The following is a 19,272-nucleotide window of genomic DNA, read 5'->3' on the forward strand; positions in this document are numbered from 1 at the left end:
CAATGAGGATCGCCTACCATTCCGCCACTGGCCTGTTGCACACCTACAATACGTATTGAGCGTTAAAGAGAGCTTATGGCCGCTTGCCGGGGGAACCGGTGGCGCCCGGCGCGTCTCAGCGACTGTGCATGACGTAGTCGCGCATGACCGTGCCGAGCTTGGCGAGATTGACTTTCAACTCGTCATAGCCCGTGATTTTCTCACGGGTATCCTCGTCCATGTAGAGTTTTCGGTTGAGCTCGATCTGGATGCTGTGGCGGTTTTTTCCAGGCGCGCTGTAGGCCGAGACAAGCTCGGCGCCCTTGAAGGGCACGTTGAGCGATACCGAATAGCCAAAACCCTCCAGGGTCTCGACCACCAGTTTCACGAAATCCGGTTCGCTCGATTGGCCTTCGTAATCTCCGACCACCACGTCCTTGCGCACCGTCCCGGCCGGATCGGGCGACAGCACATGGCCGATCGCCGGCATCGAATGGCAGTTGATGTGATAGACCTTGCCGAAGGCGGCATAGGTCTCGTCGAGCAGTCGCACCAGTTCGCGGTGATAGGGGCGCCAATAGGTGCCGATCCGGTCCTCCAGCTCCTTCACCGTCAACTTGCGGCCGTACATCGGCGTGTCGCCCCAAGCATAACGCCAGGTGAGCCCCATGCCGCGGCGCGCCGAGGCGCTGTCGCGCGTGGGATGGGGCCATTCGCCCTCGACCATTTGCAGATCGACATCTTTCAGCGAGCGATTGAGATCGAGGAAACTGCGCGGAAAGTGGGCGATCAGCAGCGGTGCACCGACGGAAGGCGCAAAGTCGAAGAGGTCGTCCACATAGGTATCGGCGGCCACGAGCACCAGTTCGTCGGAAACCGTGCGTTCGAAATCCGGGAGCGTCAGGCCGCTATGCGGCGAGTCGAACACCAGGGGGACGACGGGTGCGGCCGGCGGAATGATCTTGAGGACGCCCTCGATCTCGACCGGGGCGAAAGTCAGGTCTGTCATCTTGGTCTCGTTCAGGCTGTGGCCGCGTAAGCGGCTGGATAGGTGATGTCGGGCATGCCGATAAAGGCATTGCCACGCCGACCGACCATGCCGGGGGCGGCGAAGGGGCGAGGGAAGACGACGGCCGCGGCAGGTTTCACCTTGGCGATCTTTTCGAGCGCCTCGATCTGGTCGCCCGGCATGTCGACGTTAACAATGATGTCGCTGTGCGGGCCGGTCGTCATGCGCGGCATGTTCATTGCCTCCTCGATGTCGAGGCCGGCATGCAGGATCATCCCGGTGAGCTGGGCAAGCGAGGGCACGATCTGGTTGCCGCCGGCGGCGCCATAGGCTGCGAAAGCGCCGTTCTCGTCGGTGATCGCCACCGGGCACATATTGCTTGGCGCATAGGCGTTGGGCGTCAGCGAATTGGCGCGGCCGGGTGTCGGATCAAACCAGGACATGCCGTTGTTCAGGAGGATGCCTGTCGAGGGCGACAATGCGCGGGCGCCAAAACGGTTGAGCAGCGTAAAGGTGATCGCGACCATCCGGCCTTCGGAATCCACGGCGTTCACCTGCGTCGTGCTGGTCTTGTTGGTTGTCTCGGCCGGGTTGAGACGTTTGCGGTGCGCGCCGAAGCTCTCCCAGAGGGCTTCCGCCATGGCGGTAAAGAAACCAGCGTCGACCGGGCCTTTGCCGCGCTTCCTGTCGAAGTGATCGAGCGCGTCGAAGAGCCGCTGGCCGGCGCTGGTTTCTCCAGCCACATGCACGGTCTTCCCCTGCAGCGACATGGTCCGGGATGGGTAAAGGAGGGGGGCGTAATTGGCCAGGTCCTCCAGGGTGATTGAGCTGCTGCCGGCATTGAGATCGGCGACCAGCTTCTCGCCGATCGCGCCGCCATAGAGCGAATCCGGACCCTCGTTGGCGAGCTGCTCCAGCGTCTTCGCAAGCTGTTCGAGCGGCAGGGTGGCGCCGGGCTCCGGCGCATGGTCGCTCGGCAGGAAGATCGAACGGGCGCCGGGATCCATCCCTAGCTCGCCCTCAGCGATCGCGATCGCCAGCGTCGTATGCCAGTCGACATACATGCCTTTGCGGGCGCGGTCGATCGCAGGCCGAAGCGCCCGGTCGAAGCCGATCGTGCCGTAGCGTTTCAGCGCTTCCGCGAAGCCGCGCACGCAGCCGGGCACCACGGCCGCCGTGAAGCCGCGGACATTGCGATTGTCGATCGAAGCCGGGTGGCCGATGAAGGTCTTGATGCTGGGATCGGGCCTGTAGAATTCCTCGTCAAAATAGGAAGGCACGCGGCCGGTGAATTCGACGACCTCGACCTTTCCGTCCGGTTGGGCGATGAGCATGTAGCCGCAGGCGGCGAGGCTGGTCATCCAGGGTTCGACGGTCTGCAAGGTGAAGGCGGCGGTCACCGCAGCGTCGACGGCATTGCCGCCCGCTGACAGGACCGCCGCCCCAGCCTCGGCCGCCGCGTAGTGCTGGGAGGTGACGACGCCGCGTTCGCTGACGCCGGCAATCTTACGGTAGACGCCGCGCTCGACGCGCAGATGATTGTATTGCGGATTTTCCATCATTTCGGCTCCAGCGCAGCGGCAACCATACGGCTGGCACCGGAGAGATCGCCGAGCTTTTCGCCGGCTGCGATCTTGTGCTTGTTGCGGCCCGCCCGTGCCTGACGCGCGATTGCCTCCTCGACGACCTCTTCGGCCTCATCGATAGGGATCACCACGATGCCGCTCGCATCGGCAACCACGATATCGCCCGGCAGGACCGGAACGTTACCGCAGGAGATCGGCAGGTTAAGCGCGCCGCCGAGATCGTTGAGCCGCGTGGTGATACCGGAGACGCCACGTGACCAGAACGGCAAATCGAGTTCGAGGATTTCCTCGACATCGGTGCACGGACCGTCGAGCACGACGCCGATAGCGCCGGCGGTCTTGATTGCGAAGGCGACACCGCCGCCGATGCAGGCATGCCGGTCGTCACCGAGTCGGTCGACGAACAGGAAATCGCCGGGGCGGATGAAGCCGATCGCGTGGTGGAGGAGAGTGGAGTCGGTTGCCGGGATCGCCACCGTCACCGCGGTGCCGACCAGCGTCCTGCCCGGCTCGACCACCGGGGTGATCGAATGGTGCACGAAACCGCGATGCCGGAAATGGCCGATGGTCGCCACCTCGACGCTTTCGAACCTGGCGATGAGTTCCGGGTCGACCTGTTTCGGCACGCTGCCGATATGATATTTCTTCATGGGGTTTCCTCCCGGGATCTTTCCGTCCCGGCCTCGTTTTTATCGGCGTGGTGCTGCCAGCCCTTGCCGGGCACGGCGGCGAGCAGTTCCTTCGTGTAGGTTTCCTTCGGAGCACCGAACAGTGAGGCAGGATCGCCCCGTTCGACGATGCGGCCGTTGCGCATCACCGCGATATTGTCGCAGATCTGGCTGGCGACCCTGAGATCGTGGGTGATGAACAGGATGCCGAACCCAAGCCTCTCCTGCATGTCGGCCAAGAGTTTCAGCACCTGCGCCTGCACCGAGACGTCGAGGGCCGAGACGCTCTCGTCGGCGATCAGCAGTTCAGGCTCGACGGCGAGCGCCCGGGCGATGCAGATGCGTTGACGCTGGCCGCCGGAGAACTCGTGCGGGAAGCGGGTGGCCGAGGCGCGGTCGAGGCCACAGGCTTCGAGCAGGTCGAGGGCGCGGGCCATCGCTGCCTTGCGGTCAAGGCCGTGAATAAACGGACCTTCGGCGATGGAATCGCCGACCTTCTGGCGCGGGTCGAGCGCGGTATACGGATCCTGGAAGACGATCTGCACCTTGCGGCGCGCCTCGCGCAGCGCCTTGCCGTTGAGGCCGGCGAAATCGCCGCCGGAGATCAGGATATCGCCGCTTTCCGGCTGCACGAGGCGGATGACGCATTGCGCCAGCGTCGACTTGCCGGACCCGGATTCGCCGACCAGGCCCAGCGTCTCGCCGCGGCGGATGGTGATATCGACATCGTCTACCGCCTTCACCGTGCGGCCACCGCCGAAGAGGCCGGAGCGGGCGAAGGTCTTGACGATGTTCCTGGCGATCAGCACGGGACTGCCGAGGCCTTCGCGCTCCTTGCGTGGCGTCAGCGTCGGTACGGCGGCGAGCAGGCGACGGGTATAGTCCGCTTTCGGATGGTTGAGGATTTCGTCGCGCGTGCCGATTTCCACCAGCCTCCCCGTCTGCATGACGGCGACTCGGTCGGCGATCTCGGCCACCACGCCGAAGTCATGGGTGATGAAGATGATGCCGGTATCGTGCCGGGCGCGCAGCTCCAGCATCAGCTTGAGGATCTGCGCCTGGGTGGTGACATCGAGCGCGGTGGTCGGTTCGTCGGCGATCAGCACCGAGGGATCGAGGGCAAGGGCAGTCGCTATCATCACGCGCTGGCACTGGCCGCCTGAAAGCTGGTGCGGATAAGAATGGTAGATCTGCTCGGGATTGGGGAGCTGCACCTCGCGGAACAGGTCGATGACCTTCTTGCGGATCTCGGCCTGGCTGAGCGACGTGTGGATGCGGAACGTCTCCGACACCTGTTCGCCGACCCGGAAGATCGGGTTGAGCGCGGCCGTCGGTTCCTGGAAGATCATCGCGATGCGCCGGCCGGTAATGTCCCGGCGGGTCGCCTCGTCGAGGGTGAGCAGGTCCTTGCCCTCGAACATCACCTTGCCCGTCGGCCGCCCGAGATTGCGGGGCAGGAGGCCCATGGTGGCGAGTGCCGTCAGCGACTTGCCGGAGCCGGATTCGCCGACGATGCAGAGGATTTCGCCCTTGCTGACCGACAGCGACAGGTCCTCCACCGCGAAGGTGCGGTCGGCGCCCGGCGGCAGCGGTACGTTCAGATGTTCGATGGAAAGCCGCTCGTTGCTCATGATGCCGCCTTTTCCTCTTGTGGTGAAAAGGCCGTCACCGAGCGCATGTCGCAGCGGCGCAGGTGCTCCACGAAGCGGGCGCAGAAGCCGACGAGGTGTTCGACCATCTTCTCGCCCTTGTCGGCACTGGCGAGCAACGGATCGCCACCGAGCATGCCGTCGGCATTCACCTCATGGCAATTGAGCGGAACATGCACGGGCATGCCCTCGAACTGCACATTGTTGACGCCGCCGGTTGGCAGGCCGAGGGCCTTTTCCCGCACCGAGGGGCGGGCAAGATCCATGCGCATCAGTTCGGGAAACAGATACTGATAGATCGAGGTCAGCGGCTCGCCGCCATGGCCGCGGGCTGCCGCGGCCGACGGGCCGTGCAACTCCTTCCAGAGCGCGTCGGGGATCGCCTGCCAGAGATTGATGAAGGCGACCGAGACGCCGCGTTCGGTGCGGATGCGGCGGAGCGTCTGGTCGAACAGCGGTGCATTGCTGGTATGGCCGTTCAGGATCAGGATATGCTCGATGCCGTGATCGAGGAAGGCGGTCACGGTGTCCTCGACCACGGCGGAGAAGGTCGAGGGCCGGAACTGGATGCCGCCCGGAATGGTCTTGAAGAAATCGGCATAACCGAAGGGGATGATCGGCGCGACGATGGCATCGGAGGCTTGCGCCACCTTTGCCGCCACCGCTTCGGTCAGCATGAAATCGCCCATCGGGGCATGGGGTCCCTGTTCCTCCTGGCTGCCGAAGGGCAGGAGGATGACGGGCTTTTCGGGAAGACGTTCGCGGAACTCCGCGAACGTCATGTCCTTCAGCGCATGCTTACGTTTGATATTCATCATACGAACTTGAAGTAGTCGCCGTAGATGCGCATTTCGCCGTTCGGCTTGAACTTGAACTGGATGCCGGCGCGGTGGGCGCAGTTATAGACGCTCTTCCACATGTAGTAGCCGGGCGTGATGCGCTGCCATTCCTCGGATAGCGCCAGATAGGCCTTTTTGCGCTCCTCGAAATCGGTCGCCTCGTCGAACTTCTTGCCGAGTTCCAGGAATTTCGGAGAGGGATCCCAGGTCTTCCAGGTGGCGGTCGAACGCGAGGCGGTCGGACCCCAGTCGAGCCACAGCGGCTGGTAGGGATCGCCCGGGATGAAGTCCGAACTCATCGACATGTTCATCATGTGATAGGGCCGGCGGTAGACGAGCTCGAAATTGTCGAGGATCTGGGCCTCGACATTGACACCGATCTCGCGCCATTGCTCGACCATGATTTCGGCTGCTGCCTCGTAGTTCGGATAATACTGGCGGGTGATGTGCCAGATCAGCTTCTCGCCCTTGTATTTGGTCTTGGCGACGAGCGCCTTGGCGGCCGCCACGTCGTAGGGGAGCTTTACCGGCAAATTCGGGTCGTAGAATTTGCCGTATTCCTTAAAGTTGAACGGGACTGCCGGATGTTCGGTGGTGCCGTTGAACAGGGCTTGGACGATCGCGTTCATGTCGATCGCCTGGACCATGGCGTAGCGCAGGTTCGGATCGACCAACGGATTGTCTTCCGGATCGGGGCGGGTGTTGAAGGCGAAGGCCGGGTAGTTGTCGGCCAGGACGCGCTTCAGCGTCACGCCCTGGTATTTTTCGAGCGCCGCTTCCTGGTCGGTCGGAATGTTGACGATGAAGTCGAATTCCTTGGAGACGAGACCGGCCATGCGGGCGGCGAATTCCGGAACGATCTTCCAGGAGATCTGCTTGACCGGCGGCGGGCCGTCCCAATAATCGTCGAAGGCTTCGAGAACCATGATTTCGCCGGAACGGAAGGTCGTCACCTTGTAGGGGCCGGTGCCGATCGGTTTCTGGCCGAAGGCGTCGACGCCGACTTCCATGTAATATTTCTTCGGCACCACGAAGCCGATATAGCCGGTGAGCTTGCTCGGGATGTTCGGGTCCGGCCGCTCGGTCTCGATCTCGAATGTGTATTTGCCGGTCGCCTCGACGCGCTTGAAGCCGGCTGTAAACGTCTTGCCGCGCGGCTCGAAGGGCTTTGCGCCCCAGAGGCGTTCGGGCGACAGGGTGAAGACCGCGTCCTCCGCCGTCATCTCCGTGCCGTCGTGGAACTTGACGCCTTCCCGCAGGGTGAACTTCCAGACGGTGCCATTCTGCTCCCATTTGGTGGCGAGCTTCGGTGCGAAGATCAGGCCGTTCTCGTCCTTGATGTAGTCGCGATCGACGAGGTTGTCGTAGAAATTCGGGAAGATACGGCGCGACGTGGTCGAGATGCCGTTGATCGTCGCCATATTGGCCCAGAGATTGTCGACCGCGATATTGAGCGACGGCCGGTCCGCGGCATTTGCCTTCGGGAGGCTGCCCACCATAGACAGCGCCCCCGCGCCCAGAATGAGACTTCCCACTTCACGTCTTGTAAACATCGTTCCACCTTCCCTTGTTCATTTATGTTCGAACGGCATTTTTCAGGTTGTTCGGGCGCGCAGCATCGGGTCGAGACGGTCACGCAGCCAGTCGCCGACGATGCTCATCGAAAGAGTGACGAGAAAGATGACCAGGCCGGGCCAGACCGAGATCCACCAGGCGGTCGAAAGGTAGTCGCGGCCGTCGCCGAGGATCTGGCCGAGGCTGGTCTGTGGGGCCTGGATGCCGAGGCCCAGGAAGCTGAGCGAGGTTTCCAGGAGGATGATCTGCGGGAACGTCAGGGTCACCTGGACGATCAGAGCGCTCGCGACGTTCGGCAACACATGCTTGAGGTAGAGCCGGCCGTTACCGGCGCCGAGTGCGACGATCGCCTTGGCATAGGGCTGGTTGATCGCCGACAGAACCACGCCGCGCGACAGGCGGGCGTATTTCTCCCATCCGAACAGGCCCATGAGGATGATGAACAGCGTCATGCTGTTGCCGAAGAAGGCAAGCAGCGTCAGGGTGATGAGGATGAAGGGCAGGGACGCCTGGAAGTCGACCAGCATCATCAGCACCTCCTCGACCCAGCCGCGGAAATGGGCCGCGATGAAGCCGATCGCAGAACCGAAGACGGCACCGATGATCGTGCCGGCGATTGCCACCGAAAGTGACATCTGCAGGCCGGCGATCACCCTTGCCACCATGTCGCGGCCGATGCGGTCGGTGCCGAGCGGGAAGCTCGGATTGCTGCCGGTCATGAAGGCCGGCGGCTTCAGGCGTGCGAGCAGGTTCTGTTGCGACATGCCATGCGAGGTGAAGACATTGCCGATGATGGCAACGACGACCGCGATCGCCAGGATGACGATGGCAAAGACGAGAATAGGGGAAACGCGCTTCATCCGCCGGCCCTTAGTTCTGCACGCGGATGCGCGGGTCGAGCAGGCCGTAGAGCAGGTCCACGACTAGGTTTGCCAGAACCATCGTCACCGCCATGATCAGCACAAGTCCCTGAACGACCGCAAGGTCGCGCGAGGAGACCGCCGTCACCAGCAGACGACCGACGCCCGGCCATGCGAACACGGTTTCCACGACGATGGCGCCGCCGATCAGTTCACCGAGATTAAGGCCTATGATGGTGACGAGCGGGATGCTGGCGTTCGGCAGCGCGTGGAAGATGATCCGCTTCCAGTACCCGACGCCTTTTGCGGCTGCGGCCCGGATATAGAGCTTGTCCAGCACTTCCAGCATCGCGGAACGGGTGAAACGGGCGAGCGTGCCGGCCGTGAAGGTCGCAAGCGTGATGGCGGGCATGATCAGATGCCAGACGGTCCCGGTGCCGGAACTCGGCAGCCACTGCAGGCTTAACGAAAAGAGCAGGATCATCAGGATGCCGAGGAAGAAGTTCGGCAGCGCGAAGCCGAAAACGGCAGTCGCCATGATGAGGTTGTCGAAGGCCGAGCCGCGCTTGATGGCGGCGATGATGCCGGCCGGCACGCCGATCAGGATGGCGCCAATATAGGAGAAGAGGCCGAGGATCAGCGTCCACGGAATCCGTTCGGCGATAATGTCGATGACCTCGCGACCGTCGCGATAGGAAATGCCGAACTGGCCGGTCGCCATCTGGACGACGTAGCGGAAGTACTGGATCCAGAGCGGATCATCGAGACGCCAGAGCTGGCGGAACTGCTCGACTTCCTCCGGCGTAGCATCGGCGCCGACAAGCGCCACGACCGGATCGCCTGACGTTCTGAGCACCACGAATACGAAAGTTACCACGAACCAAAGCGTCAACACGGTCCGCAGAATTTTTAACACCCAGAAACGCGTCATCACGCTCCGTTTCGGGAGCCGAAGCTCCAGCTGTTCCAATTCTTATTGTCGTTTTTTTGAAAACTAATCACGGGAATAGATTATTATCTATTACAAAATCGTAGGGGCATTGATATGTTTCCGATATGAAATACGGCATCGAGTTTCGTCACCTCCACTATTTCGCCTGCGTCGCGGAAGAACTGCATTTCAGCCGCGCCGCCGACAAGCTCGGCATGGCGCAAGCGCCGCTCAGCCAGCAGATCCGGCAGCTCGAAGACCGCCTCGGCACCAAGCTTTTCCGCCGGACGACCCGACGCGTGAAGCTGACGCCGGCCGGCGAGATCTTTCTGCGTCACGCCCAGGAAATCCTAGGCGGCATCGACAGGGCGGTCACGCATACCCGTTCCATTTCCGGTGACGATAGCGGAACGATTTCCGTCAGCGGCGTGCATGTGGCGCTATCGCATGTCCTGCCGCCGGTAATTTCGGACTTTCGAAAACGCTATCCGGCGATGACCGTCGATGTGCAGGTGCTCGGGACGGCGCAGCAGCTCGAACTGCTCCAGAGCAACAAGGTGCAGGTCGCCTTCATCCGCCCGACCAACCCGGCGGGTTTCCTGAAGACGGAGCATATCTTGCAGGAAGGTTTCGTGGCGGTGCTGCCCATGGGGCATCGGCTGGCGCAGAAGGAAAACCTGACGGTCAAGGATTTTGCCGGCGAACCCATCATCACCTACGCCCCGACCGTTGGTGCGAGCTATTATCATGCGATCATGGGTGCATTGCGCCGCGCCGGCGTCTATCCGGTCATCGTGCAGGAGGTCTCGCATACTTTGGCGATCGGCACGTTGGTGGCGGCCGGCGTCGGGATTGCGATTGCGCCTTCCTGGCTCGCCCACAATCCGAGCCCGTATCTCGCCTACCGGCGGCTTGACGACATCCCTGCCGAAGTCGAGTTGCTCGTTGCATGGCATGCCGAGGAGAAATCGAAGATCGTGCTCGACTTCGTGGAGACGACGCGTCGTATTTCAACAATGAAGGACGTGAAAACCGCTATCAAGTGGCCGCTCCAGTCCATCCTGGCGACACAGCCGGAACCGATCGACGGATGGCCGCAATAGCCAACCGGGTCAGGCAAGCGGCGCTGCCGTTGATTGACAGGGAGCCTGAAATCTGGTGCGTTGTGGCGCGGCTTGAGGAGGCTGCGTCATGGAGGAGGACGATCGGATATGATCAGGCTGGTTGTTGCCACAGCTTTTGTTGCCCTTGCGCTCGGTTTGACACCGGCCGCCGCCGCGGAACCTTCGCCCGAAGTCCGATGCTCGGCGGCGAAGAACCTTCAGCTGGCCGCGTTCGACATGAAGGTCGCGAGCGCCGATCACGTCAACGACAAGGGATCGGCGCATTGCCTCGTCAGCGGGTCGTTCGAGCACCGCACCGGCGCGGACGGCAAGCCTTATGCCATTGGCTTTTCAATTGCCCTGCCGGACAATTGGACCGGAAGGTTTCTGGTCCAAGGCGGCGGAGGTCTGAATGGCGTCGTGCGGCCAGCTGTAGGGGACGTCGCTGCCGGAACGCAGAATGCTCTCTCTCGTGGTTTTGCGGTCATCTCGCATGATAGCGGCCACAAGGGCGAAGCTTGGGACGCCTCCTTCAGGGCGGATCAGATTGCCACGCTGAATTTCGCCGGCTGGTCGGTTGAGAAGGTAACAGTGCTCGGCAAGGCACTGGTCACCGCCTATTACGGCAAGGTTGCCGATCGCTCTTATTTCGCAGGATGCTCGACCGGCGGGCGCGAGGCCATGGCTTCTGCGCAACGGTTTCCCACATTGTTCGACGGCATTATCGCCGGGGCTCCCGCCATGCGCACGAGCCGTTCGAACATGTCGCTCGCCGCCAAGAACGTTGCGATGAACAAGATATCTCCGGCCGGCCCTGACGGCGCGCCGGACCGAGCGAAAGCCTTCTCGGACGCCGATCGCGATCTGGTTCTCAAGGGGATACTGAAATCCTGCGATGGCCTTGATGGCATCGAGGACGGAATGATCGCAAATACAGCCGCTTGCAAATTCGATCCGGCGAGCCTCCTTTGTCCTGGCGGGAAAGCCGACGGCTGCCTTATGAAGCAGCAGGTGGACGTGGTGGCCGAAACGTTTTCACCGACGCTTGATGCGTCAGGTCGGCCCGCTTATGTGGCGTTTCCCTACGATACGGGCGTCATGAGCACCATAGATCCTATTCCGGGGCTCATGCGGTTCGATGACAAACGCAATCGGCAATTCAAGAACAACGCCATGAGTTTCGATGTGGACGACGCCGTCGAGAAAGCCGATATCGGTGATCCGCAGCAGCGGCTGATCAACGCCGATCAATGGACGGATCTCAGTTCCTTCGCTGCCCGGGGAAGCAAGATCATTTTCTTCCATGGGGTTAGCGATCCCTGGTTTTCCTCCAACGATACGGTCGATTTTTTCAACCGGATGAGCACTGCGACCAGGGCCGGCAAGCGGGTGGAGGACTGGGCCAAGCTCTATCTCGTCCCGGGCATGGCCCATTGCCGTGGCGGACCTGCCAGCCTCGACCAGTTCGACATGTTGAGCAAGCTGGTCGACTGGGTGGAAAAGGATGAAGCTCCGCGAAGTGTCGAAGCTTCGGGCAAGGCTTTTCCCGGCCGGACCCGTCCGCTATGCCCCTACCCGTCCTACGCGCAATACAAAGGGGATGGGAATATCGACAGCGCGGCAAGTTTCGACTGTCGGAACCGCTAACGTGGGTCCCTTGGCCTTGCACGATTGAGCGCAAGCGACTGGATTCCGGACTCCAGTCGCGAGGCGGGACCATTGCTGATGGTGGGGGTCTTCCCGCATCGCCATCATTGTTCACTGCTCGTGATTCGCATATCCGCCAGATGATCTATTTCCGCACCAACATGCCGGAGAATGGTACGCCCGTCGCGGTACGAGAGTTTGTGGTGAACATGCCCCGCCCGGGGACCACCGAAAGGAGCAGCCGAACTTAGCCGCGCCTACGTCGTTTTCTCAATTTGAAATGACGCATTCCGCTCGATCTTATGGGGTATCCAAAGATGGCGTGGAGTTTTGAATGTTTTTGGTGACAGTCGCGGACAGTGACGATTTTTTTGCTGAAGGTATCAGGATTGAAAATGGAAGACTGTACACAATTGTAACTGATGGTGTCCGGTCGTTTAAGTTGTCAAGCGTGCTGGAAGTCGTACCGGTCGAGCTGGAGAGCCGCAGCCCCGCAGAGCGGATCGAGGATGTGGTGGCGTCGATGAAAGATCTCTTTCGCATGGAGGCCGCCGATAGAGGGCAGGACGCAGGAAAGGTCCCTTTAAGAGACCTTGAGGCGGCTTCCCCTATTTGTGAGGAAGCCGCTGGCGAGACTTAGGTGGTCGTGAACCCACGGATTATTCCGCGCTGATATTGCCCTTTTCGATGACGTCCTTCCAGCGTGCCATCTCCTTGTTGAGATAGGTGCCGAATTCCTCGTTGGAATTGGCTACGACGTCGAAGCCCAGCTTGTTGAACTTGGCAACGATCTCGGGATCTTTGAGCGCCCCTTGGATCGCCTGGTTGAGCTTTGCCTTGACGTCGGCCGGCAGACCCTTCGGCGCGGCGACGCCCTGCCATGCGCTGACCACGATGTTGCCGTATCCGAGTTCGGTGAGCGTCGGCACGTTCGGCAGCAGCGGATGGCGTTTCTCGCCCGTCTGTGCGAGCGCCTTCATCTGCCCTCCCTGCACGAAATTGATGATGGCGCCGAGGTTCTGGAAGGACACGTCCACATGGCCGCCAACGAGATCGGCCTGCGCCGCGGAGCCTCCCTTGTAGGGCACATGCACGCCCTTGGTGCCGGTCGCCTGCCAGAACAGAGCGGCAGTCAGGTGGTCCGAGGAACCTGTGCCGGAATTCGCGAAGGTGACGCTTTCCGGCTTTTCCTTCATCGCAGCCACGAGTTCCTGCACGCTGCCCGGCTTGAATTTTGGGGTGGCGACCAGCACGTTTGGGGTGCTCACCGCCACCGTCAGGAGATCGAAGTCCTTCACCGGATCGTAGGAGAGCTTCTTTTGAAGATAAGGGTTGGTGGCGAAGGTGCCGAGCGAGGCGACCATCAGCGTCTGGCCGTTGGCTTCGGCATCGGCAACCAGGCCTGCGCCGATCGCGCCGGTGGCGCCCGGCTTGTTTTCAACCACGATGTTCGCTCCCAATACCTTGGACATGTGCGGCTCCATGAGCCGCGCAGTCGTATCGGTCGCGCCACCTGGCGGGAAGGGCACGATAATTGTGATCGGGCCGTCCGGGAATGCCTTGGCAACGCCTGCGGCAAGAGCGATGCCGAGGCTGAGCGAAACGGCGAGCAGTGTTCGTGCTTTCATGGTTCATCCTCCTCAATGATCCTTGGCGCCGCTTCCTGGTGATGGCCGCCGCGGCGCAGGGCGACCCTGTGGTTCTTTCGTCAGCGCACTAGGCACGGCCGCTTGTTGTCGAAGCGCCAGTCCTTGATGAGATATTGCATGGCGGTCGCGTCGTCGCGGGCACCGAGCCCATGCTTCAGGTAGAGTTGGTGGGCTTCCTCGACGCGCTCCATGTCCAGTTCGACGCCGAGCCCCGGCCGGTCCGGCACCGCGATATGCCCGTCCTCGATCTTCAGTGGCTCGCGGGTCAGCCGCTGGCCGTCCTGCCAGATCCAGTGGGTGTCGAGTGCGGTTACGCGTCCGGGTGCTGCCGCGCCCACGTGGGTGAACATGGCCAGCGACACGTCGAAATGGTTGTTGGAATGCGAGCCCCAGGTCATGCCGAAGGTCTGGCAGACCTGTGCGACCCGCACGGAGCCCTGCATGGTCCAGAAATGCGGGTCGGCGAGCGGGATGTCGACCGACTGCAATTGGATCGCGTGCGAGAGCTGACGCCAGTCGGTGGCAACCATGTTGGTGGCGGTGGGCAGGCCGGTGGCACGGCGAAATTCGGCCATGATCTCGCGGCCGGAATAGCCCTGCTCGGCGCCGCAGGGGTCTTCAGCATAAGCGAGCACGTCGCCGCGCCCCTTGCAGAGGCGAATCGCCTCCTCCAGAGACCAGGCGCCATTCGGGTCGAGGGTGACGCGCGCTTCGGGGAAGCGGCGAGCAATGGCCGTCACTGCCTCGATCTCCTCGTCGCCTAGCAAGACCCCGCCTTTCAGCTTGAAGTCACGAAAACCGTAGCGCTCCTGCGTCGCCTCGGCGAGCCGGACGATCGCTTCCGGCGTAAGCGCCTCCTCATCGCGCAGCCGCAACCAGGCGTCGCTCTCGCTCTTGCCGTCACGATAAAGGAGACCTGTCTTTTGGCGATCGCCGACGTAGAAGAGGTAACCGAGCATTTCGACGCGGTCGCGCTGCTGGCCGTCGCCGAGAAGGGCTGCCACCGGCACGCCGAGATGTTGGCCGAGAAGGTCGAGCAGCGCCGATTCCAGCCCAGTCACCACATGGATCGTCGTACGCAGATCGAAGGTCTGCAGTCCGCGGCCGCCGCTGTCACGGTCGCCGAAAGTCTTCCGCACCCGGTCGAGCAGGCCGTTATAACCGCCGATCGTCTGGCCGATCAGGAGAGGGCCTGCTTCCTCGATCGTCTGACGGATCGTCTCACCGCCTGGAACCTCGCCGATGCCCACATGACCCGAATCATCTTCGATGATCGCGAGGTTGCGGGTGAAGAAGGGGGCATGCGCCCCGCTGAGGTTGAGCAGCATACTATCCCGTCCCGCAACCGGGATCGCCCGCACGGAAACGATACGCGGCGTATGCCGAGCGAGATGGCTGTTTACGGAGTGTGTCGACGAATTCGGCTCGCTAAGCATCCGGTCCTCTGTCATGTCGGGCTTTTCAGGTCATGCGGTTTTTCGGGCTACCTTGGCGCAGGTGTCCTTTCAAAGGAGTCGCGCAAACGAACTCATTTGTCAATATAAGTAAATATTAGTAATCGTCCGACCCTATTGGAAAGGACGAATGTCGGGGATAGGATGCGGCAATGGATGAGATAAGTCAGCAAACGCGCGCCGTTAGGGACCTGTCGTCGCATGTGCTAGCGCGGCTCGAAGCAATGCTGGAGGCGCCGGCCTGGCAGGAGGGCGGGCGCCTGCCTCCGGAGGCGGAGCTCGCACGTCAATTCGGCGTGTCACGTCCGGTCCTGCGAAAGGCGCTGGTGAAGATGCGTGACGCTGGCCGGATCATTTCCCGGCGAGGTTCAGCCAATTTCGTTCAGCCTCGGGCTGATGTCGTGCCGTCGGCCGCCGATATTGAGGGGCTGTCGATCCAGACGGTGTTCGACATGAAGCGCTGCATGCGGTTTCGCCAAGTGGTGGAATGCGCGGCAGCGGAGGACGCGGCGCGGCTTTGCGATCCCGAAGCGATCCGCGGCATCGAGGAAGCCCACCGTTGGATGCTGACCCTGCCGCCCGGGGAGGGCGTGTTTGAAGCAGACTTCGCCTTTCACATGGCCGTCGCGCAAGCCACTCGCAACCCGTATTTCCCCTTCGCGCTTGGTACGATGCGCAACCAGATCAAGCTGATGATGGAGTTCACCCGCAAGCTACAGGAACGGCCGCCCGACCAGGTGGCGCCACGTGTCGTCGAAGAGCACCAACGCGTCCTTGAGGCCATCAAGGCTGGCGACCCGGCGCAGGCACAGGAGGTCATGAGTTTTCACATGAAGCAGAGCGTCATTCGACTTCTCGTCGAAGACGGCGTGTGAAGCAGCGCGACTCGACGGCGGCCATTTTTTGGCGACGAGGCAGCATTCATGACCGGCCAGATACTCGTGATCGACGGAGGACAGACGTTTTGAGCCCGACTTCAGCCCCCGAGGAGACCGTCCATGCGGCAATCGACGATGTCGAGCGGTTCTGCCGCGCGGTTTTTCTCGCCGCCGGGACGGATGAGCCGACCGCGGATGCAGCAACCCGCGCAATGATGCATGGCTCGCGGCTTGGCGTGGACAGCCACGGCGTGCGCCTGCTCGACCATTATATCATAGCGATGACCGGTGGCCGGGTGAACAAGCGTCCGAACATGACGGTGACGCAGTCCATGCCTGCGGTGGCCTTGCTCGACGCCGATCACGGCCAGGGGGCGCTTGCCGCCTATCGCGCCATGGACAAGGCGATCGAGCTTGCCGACACATGCGGCATAGGCGCCGTCACGATCCGCAACAGCTCGCATTTCGGCCCTGCCGGCGCCTATGCGCTGGATGCGGCGCAGAGAGGTTATATCGGCGCCGCTTTTTGCAATTCGGACAGCTTCGTGCGCCTTCATGACGGGGCGATGCGGTTCCACGGCACCAATCCGATCGCGTTTGCCGTGCCGGTCACTGGCCAAAGGCCGTGGCTGCTCGACATGGCGACGAGCGCCATTCCCTATAATCGGGTAAAGCTCTACCGCAGCCTCGGCCGTGAGCTTCCGGCCGGCGTCGCCTCGGATGTCGAGGGTCGCGACATCCGTGATCCGTCGCTGGCGGAGATGCTGGCGCCTGTCGGTGGCGAGTTCGGTTTCAAGGGCGCGGGGCTGGCGGGCCTGGTGGAAATCCTGAGTGCGGTCCTGTCGGGCATGCGGCTGAGCTTCGACCTCCTGCCGATGAACGGCCCGGATTTTTCCACCCCCCGCGCTCTTGGCGCTTTCGTATTGGCCATGAAGCCCGGCGCCTTCGTGCCCGAAGATGTCTTTACCGCCGGCATGCAGCGTTATGTCGAGGTCTTGCGCTCTTCGCCGCCGCGCGACGGCATGCGGGTGATGGCTCCGGGGGACCGCGAATGGATGGTCGCCGAAGAGCGCGAACAGCGTGGCGTTCCACTGGACCCGGCAACGCGCGAGGCGTTCGTAAAACTTGGCGAACGCTTCGGGTTGGAGACCCCCGCGCTTCTGCGGTTCTGAATGATCATGCCCCCAGGCCATAGCGGGCATGCGTCAGAGTTCGCTCGATGCCGCGAAGCTCCGCCAGCCCCTTGAGCCGCCCGATGGCGGGGTAGCCCGGCTGCGCGCCGCGGGTCAGGTCGTCGAGGATTTCCTGCCCGTGATCCGGCCGCATGGGGATGCGATGATCCGCGCGGCCTTCCCTGCGCCGACGGGCTTCTTCCGAAAGCAATGCGGCGATCACGGCAACCATGTCCGTTGCACCTTCCAGATGCTCGTCCTCGAAGAAAGAGCAGGGGACCGTATCAGTGTCCCGCGTCACATTCCGCAGATGCACGAAATGGATACGATCGGCAAAGCGCGAGGCGATGAAGGGCAGATCGTTATCGGCTCTTGCGCCCAGCGACCCGGTGCAGAGCGTCACGCCATTGGCGCGCGCACCGACCTGATCCAACATATGTGCGTAATCGGCTTCGGTCGACAGGATGCGCGGAAGGCCTAGCAGCGGCCAGGGCGGATCGTCGCCATGCGCGCAGATGTTGATGCCGACTTCCTCCGCTACGGGCGTGACTTCAGTCAGAAAGTCGACGAGGTTCTGCTGCAACCGTGCCCGGTCGATACCCTGGTAAGAGCGGAGCTTTTCCAGCAGCTGGTCGAGCGTGTAGCCGTCCGCCGAGCCCGGCAGCCCGGCCCCGATGTTCTTGCCCAAGGCGGCGATTTTGGCATCCTCCATCTCGGAAAACCGCCGAGCCGCATCCTCCTGCAGCCATTCCGGATAGTCGCCGTAAGCCTCGGGACGTTTGAGGATATGAATATCGAAGGCAGCAAAATCGGTCAGATCGAACCGCATGGCCTTGGCGCCATGGCGGGTATCCCAGCGCAGGTCCGTGCGCGTCCAATCGAGGATCGGCATGAAATTGTAGCAGACCGTGCAGATACCCGAGGCCGAAAGACGCCGCAGCGTTTCCTGCCAGTTGGCAATATGGCGCTTCCGGTCGCCGGTCTGCGTCTTGATGTCTTCAGAGACCGGAACACTCTCCACGACATCCCATACCAGGCCGCCGGCCTTGATCTCCTCGTGCCGCTTGGCGATCTCTTCGATCGGCCAGATCTCGCCTGTCGGAATGTGGTGGAGCGCCGAAACGATGCCTACCGCGCCGGCCTGTGCCGCGTCTCTTACGCTTACTTTATCGATCGGCCCGAACCAGCGCCAAGTGTGTCTCATGTCTCGTCCCTCACGCTTCTTCAGTCTGTTCGAATGTGATCTGCACCTTGCAGGCCCTGGAACGGTCCCCGGCCTGTTCGAAAGCATCGGTCACCGCATCCAGCGGGAAGCTGTGCGAAATGATTGGCCGCACATCGATGCGACGCCTGGCGATCAGATCGACCGACTTGGCGAATTCGGCATGGAAGCGCTGCGAGCCCCGCCAGACGATCTCCTTGCCAACCAGCGCGTTGAGCGGGATGGTCATGTCACCAGTCACGCCGACCTGGACGAGGGTCCCGCGCGGCTTGATCGCAGCAAACGCCGAGCGCAGTGCCGGCCCGGAGGCCGAGCACTCGAACACCGCGTCGAAGCTGCCTTTGTTTTCCTGGAAGGGAAGAAGCCCGTCCGGATTGGAAGCGACGTTGATAGTCTCGGTTGCTCCCATGGACGGCGCGCGCGACAGGGCCGCGTCGGCCAGATCCGTCACCACGATAGTGGCGGCACCCGCATGCCGGGCGGCGGCAACCGTCAAAAGCCCAATGGGGCCTGCTCCCGTTACCAACACCTTGCGACCCGACAGGTCTCCGGCCTGGGCGACGGCATGCAGGCACACAGCAAGCGGCTCCGCACAGGCGGCCTCGCCTGGCGACACACCGTTTCCCACCGGATGGCACCGGATGGCCGGGACGACCAGCCTGTCGCGGAACATGCCGTTTTCGTGCGGCAGGCGCATGGCCGAGCCCATGAAGTGCATGTCGAGGCAATGGATCGGCTGGTCGATCCGGCAGTATTGGCAATTGCCGCATGGCTGCGATGGATTGACCGCCACCAGTTGCCCGAGTTCGAGCCCGGAAACCCCCGCGCCCAAAGCTTCGACGAAGCCGGAGGCCTCGTGGCCGGCGATAATGGGTTCGCGAACCCGCACCGGTCCGAACCCGCCATCCTGGTAGTAGTGGAGATCGGAGCCGCAGATGCCGCCCGCCGCCATTCTAAGCAGCACCTCGCCTGGGCCGGGATCGGGGGAAATCAGCGTCTCCACTCGGAGGTCACGCTGGGCGTGAAGGCGGGCAACGCGCGTCTGCATCGC

The 19,272-nt window shown here is 62.4% G+C and carries 17 protein-coding genes; 5 read left to right on the plus strand and 12 right to left on the minus strand.

Annotation, left to right across the window (positions count from 1 at the left end; genetic code table 11):
- Positions 1-115: 115 nt before the first annotated feature.
- Genes J2857_RS20700 through J2857_RS20735 form a run of 8 tightly spaced genes read right to left on the minus strand, consistent with a single transcriptional unit; the run spans position 116 to position 9,096 of the window.
- Positions 116-988 carry an N-formylglutamate amidohydrolase gene (locus tag J2857_RS20700; protein ID WP_210011986.1) on the minus strand — a complete coding sequence of 291 codons (873 nt, stop codon included), beginning with the start codon at positions 986-988 and terminating at the stop codon, positions 116-118.
- 11 nt (positions 989-999) lie between these two features.
- Positions 1,000-2,550 carry a gamma-glutamyltransferase gene (locus tag J2857_RS20705; RefSeq protein WP_210011987.1) on the minus strand — a complete coding sequence of 517 codons (1,551 nt, stop codon included), beginning with the start codon at positions 2,548-2,550 and terminating at the stop codon, positions 1,000-1,002.
- Positions 2,547-3,224, minus strand: a complete 678-nt coding sequence (locus J2857_RS20710; RefSeq protein ID WP_210011988.1) for an RraA family protein — start codon at positions 3,222-3,224, stop codon at positions 2,547-2,549. Before J2857_RS20710 ends, J2857_RS20705 begins: the two co-directional genes overlap by 4 nt.
- A complete protein-coding gene (locus J2857_RS20715) occupies positions 3,221-4,873 on the minus strand; it encodes an ABC transporter ATP-binding protein (protein ID WP_210011989.1) in 1,653 nt (550 codons plus the stop codon). The genes J2857_RS20710 and J2857_RS20715 overlap by 4 nt, the downstream gene beginning before the upstream one ends.
- Positions 4,870-5,709, minus strand: a complete 840-nt coding sequence (locus J2857_RS20720) for a creatininase family protein (RefSeq protein ID WP_210011990.1) — start codon at positions 5,707-5,709, stop codon at positions 4,870-4,872. The genes J2857_RS20715 and J2857_RS20720 overlap by 4 nt, the downstream gene beginning before the upstream one ends.
- Positions 5,706-7,283, minus strand: a complete 1,578-nt coding sequence (locus J2857_RS20725; RefSeq protein ID WP_210011991.1) for an ABC transporter substrate-binding protein — start codon at positions 7,281-7,283, stop codon at positions 5,706-5,708. The genes J2857_RS20720 and J2857_RS20725 overlap by 4 nt, the downstream gene beginning before the upstream one ends.
- Positions 7,284-7,325: 42 nt before the next feature.
- Positions 7,326-8,165 (minus strand): ABC transporter permease, encoded by an 840-nt coding sequence (locus J2857_RS20730; RefSeq protein ID WP_210011992.1) that lies wholly within the window; start codon positions 8,163-8,165, stop codon positions 7,326-7,328.
- A gap of 10 nt (positions 8,166-8,175) precedes the next feature.
- A complete protein-coding gene (locus tag J2857_RS20735) occupies positions 8,176-9,096 on the minus strand; it encodes an ABC transporter permease (RefSeq protein WP_210011993.1) in 921 nt (306 codons plus the stop codon).
- Positions 9,097-9,221: 125 nt separating this feature from the next.
- Here J2857_RS20735 and J2857_RS20740 point away from each other — a divergent pair, with 125 nt between their 5' ends.
- The 3 genes from J2857_RS20740 (at position 9,222) to J2857_RS20750 (ending at position 12,486) form a co-directional block, all read left to right on the plus strand.
- Positions 9,222-10,199 (plus strand): LysR family transcriptional regulator, encoded by a 978-nt coding sequence (locus J2857_RS20740; protein ID WP_245363631.1) that lies wholly within the window; start codon positions 9,222-9,224, stop codon positions 10,197-10,199.
- A 108-nt stretch (positions 10,200-10,307) separates the two neighbouring features.
- Positions 10,308-11,846 carry a tannase/feruloyl esterase family alpha/beta hydrolase gene (locus J2857_RS20745; RefSeq protein WP_210011994.1) on the plus strand — a complete coding sequence of 513 codons (1,539 nt, stop codon included), beginning with the start codon at positions 10,308-10,310 and terminating at the stop codon, positions 11,844-11,846.
- A 334-nt stretch (positions 11,847-12,180) separates the two neighbouring features.
- Complete coding sequence (locus J2857_RS20750; RefSeq protein ID WP_210011995.1) at positions 12,181-12,486, plus strand: hypothetical protein; 306 nt, start codon at positions 12,181-12,183, stop codon at positions 12,484-12,486.
- A 19-nt stretch (positions 12,487-12,505) separates the two neighbouring features.
- Here J2857_RS20750 and J2857_RS20755 read toward each other — a convergent pair whose 3' ends face one another.
- Together J2857_RS20755 and gudD are read right to left on the minus strand one after the other, a co-directional pair.
- Complete coding sequence (locus J2857_RS20755; RefSeq protein ID WP_210011996.1) at positions 12,506-13,474, minus strand: Bug family tripartite tricarboxylate transporter substrate binding protein; 969 nt, start codon at positions 13,472-13,474, stop codon at positions 12,506-12,508.
- A gap of 80 nt (positions 13,475-13,554) precedes the next feature.
- Positions 13,555-14,931 (minus strand): glucarate dehydratase, encoded by a 1,377-nt coding sequence (gene gudD / locus J2857_RS20760; RefSeq protein WP_210011997.1) that lies wholly within the window; start codon positions 14,929-14,931, stop codon positions 13,555-13,557.
- 170 nt (positions 14,932-15,101) lie between these two features.
- Between gudD and J2857_RS20765 the strand changes: the two genes are divergently transcribed.
- Both J2857_RS20765 and J2857_RS20770 read left to right on the plus strand, forming a co-directional pair.
- Positions 15,102-15,824 carry a FadR/GntR family transcriptional regulator gene (locus J2857_RS20765; RefSeq protein ID WP_281068635.1) on the plus strand — a complete coding sequence of 241 codons (723 nt, stop codon included), beginning with the start codon at positions 15,102-15,104 and terminating at the stop codon, positions 15,822-15,824.
- An 89-nt stretch (positions 15,825-15,913) separates the two neighbouring features.
- Positions 15,914-16,999, plus strand: coding sequence for an Ldh family oxidoreductase (locus J2857_RS20770; protein WP_210011999.1), 1,086 nt, complete (start codon positions 15,914-15,916; stop codon positions 16,997-16,999).
- Positions 17,000-17,003: 4 nt separating this feature from the next.
- Here the strand turns inward: J2857_RS20770 and uxuA are convergent, their stop codons facing one another.
- Together uxuA and J2857_RS20780 are read right to left on the minus strand one after the other, a co-directional pair.
- The gene (uxuA, locus tag J2857_RS20775) at positions 17,004-18,203 is read right to left on the minus strand and encodes a mannonate dehydratase (RefSeq protein WP_210012000.1); all 1,200 of its coding nucleotides are present in this window, start codon (positions 18,201-18,203) and stop codon (positions 17,004-17,006) included.
- Between the two features lie 10 nt (positions 18,204-18,213).
- A complete protein-coding gene (locus tag J2857_RS20780; RefSeq protein WP_210012001.1) occupies positions 18,214-19,269 on the minus strand; it encodes an L-idonate 5-dehydrogenase in 1,056 nt (351 codons plus the stop codon).
- Positions 19,270-19,272: the final 3 nt, after the last annotated feature.

The organism is Neorhizobium galegae (assembly GCF_017877055.1).
In the GTDB taxonomy this organism is placed as follows: Bacteria; Pseudomonadota; Alphaproteobacteria; order Rhizobiales; family Rhizobiaceae; genus Neorhizobium; species Neorhizobium galegae_D.

Excerpts from the sequence above, each read along its gene's own strand:
- J2857_RS20700 (WP_210011986.1), bottom strand. The coding sequence starts at position 988 with ATGACAGACCTGACTTTCGCCCCGGTCGAGATCGAGGGCGTCCTCAAG.
- J2857_RS20705 (WP_210011987.1), bottom strand. The coding sequence starts at position 2,550 with ATGATGGAAAATCCGCAATACAATCATCTGCGCGTCGAGCGCGGCGTC.
- J2857_RS20710 (WP_210011988.1), bottom strand. The coding sequence starts at position 3,224 with ATGAAGAAATATCATATCGGCAGCGTGCCGAAACAGGTCGACCCGGAA.
- J2857_RS20715 (WP_210011989.1), bottom strand. The coding sequence starts at position 4,873 with ATGAGCAACGAGCGGCTTTCCATCGAACATCTGAACGTACCGCTGCCG.
- J2857_RS20720 (WP_210011990.1), bottom strand. The coding sequence starts at position 5,709 with ATGATGAATATCAAACGTAAGCATGCGCTGAAGGACATGACGTTCGCG.
- J2857_RS20725 (WP_210011991.1), bottom strand. The coding sequence starts at position 7,283 with ATGTTTACAAGACGTGAAGTGGGAAGTCTCATTCTGGGCGCGGGGGCG.
- J2857_RS20730 (WP_210011992.1), bottom strand. The coding sequence starts at position 8,165 with ATGAAGCGCGTTTCCCCTATTCTCGTCTTTGCCATCGTCATCCTGGCG.
- J2857_RS20735 (WP_210011993.1), bottom strand. The coding sequence starts at position 9,096 with ATGACGCGTTTCTGGGTGTTAAAAATTCTGCGGACCGTGTTGACGCTT.
- J2857_RS20740 (WP_245363631.1), top strand. The coding sequence starts at position 9,222 with ATGAAATACGGCATCGAGTTTCGTCACCTCCACTATTTCGCCTGCGTC.
- J2857_RS20745 (WP_210011994.1), top strand. The coding sequence starts at position 10,308 with ATGATCAGGCTGGTTGTTGCCACAGCTTTTGTTGCCCTTGCGCTCGGT.
- J2857_RS20750 (WP_210011995.1), top strand. The coding sequence starts at position 12,181 with ATGTTTTTGGTGACAGTCGCGGACAGTGACGATTTTTTTGCTGAAGGT.
- J2857_RS20755 (WP_210011996.1), bottom strand. The coding sequence starts at position 13,474 with ATGAAAGCACGAACACTGCTCGCCGTTTCGCTCAGCCTCGGCATCGCT.
- gudD (WP_210011997.1), bottom strand. The coding sequence starts at position 14,931 with ATGCTTAGCGAGCCGAATTCGTCGACACACTCCGTAAACAGCCATCTC.
- J2857_RS20765 (WP_281068635.1), top strand. The coding sequence starts at position 15,102 with ATGGATGAGATAAGTCAGCAAACGCGCGCCGTTAGGGACCTGTCGTCG.
- uxuA (WP_210012000.1), bottom strand. The coding sequence starts at position 18,203 with ATGAGACACACTTGGCGCTGGTTCGGGCCGATCGATAAAGTAAGCGTA.
- J2857_RS20780 (WP_210012001.1), bottom strand. The coding sequence starts at position 19,269 with ATGCAGACGCGCGTTGCCCGCCTTCACGCCCAGCGTGACCTCCGAGTG.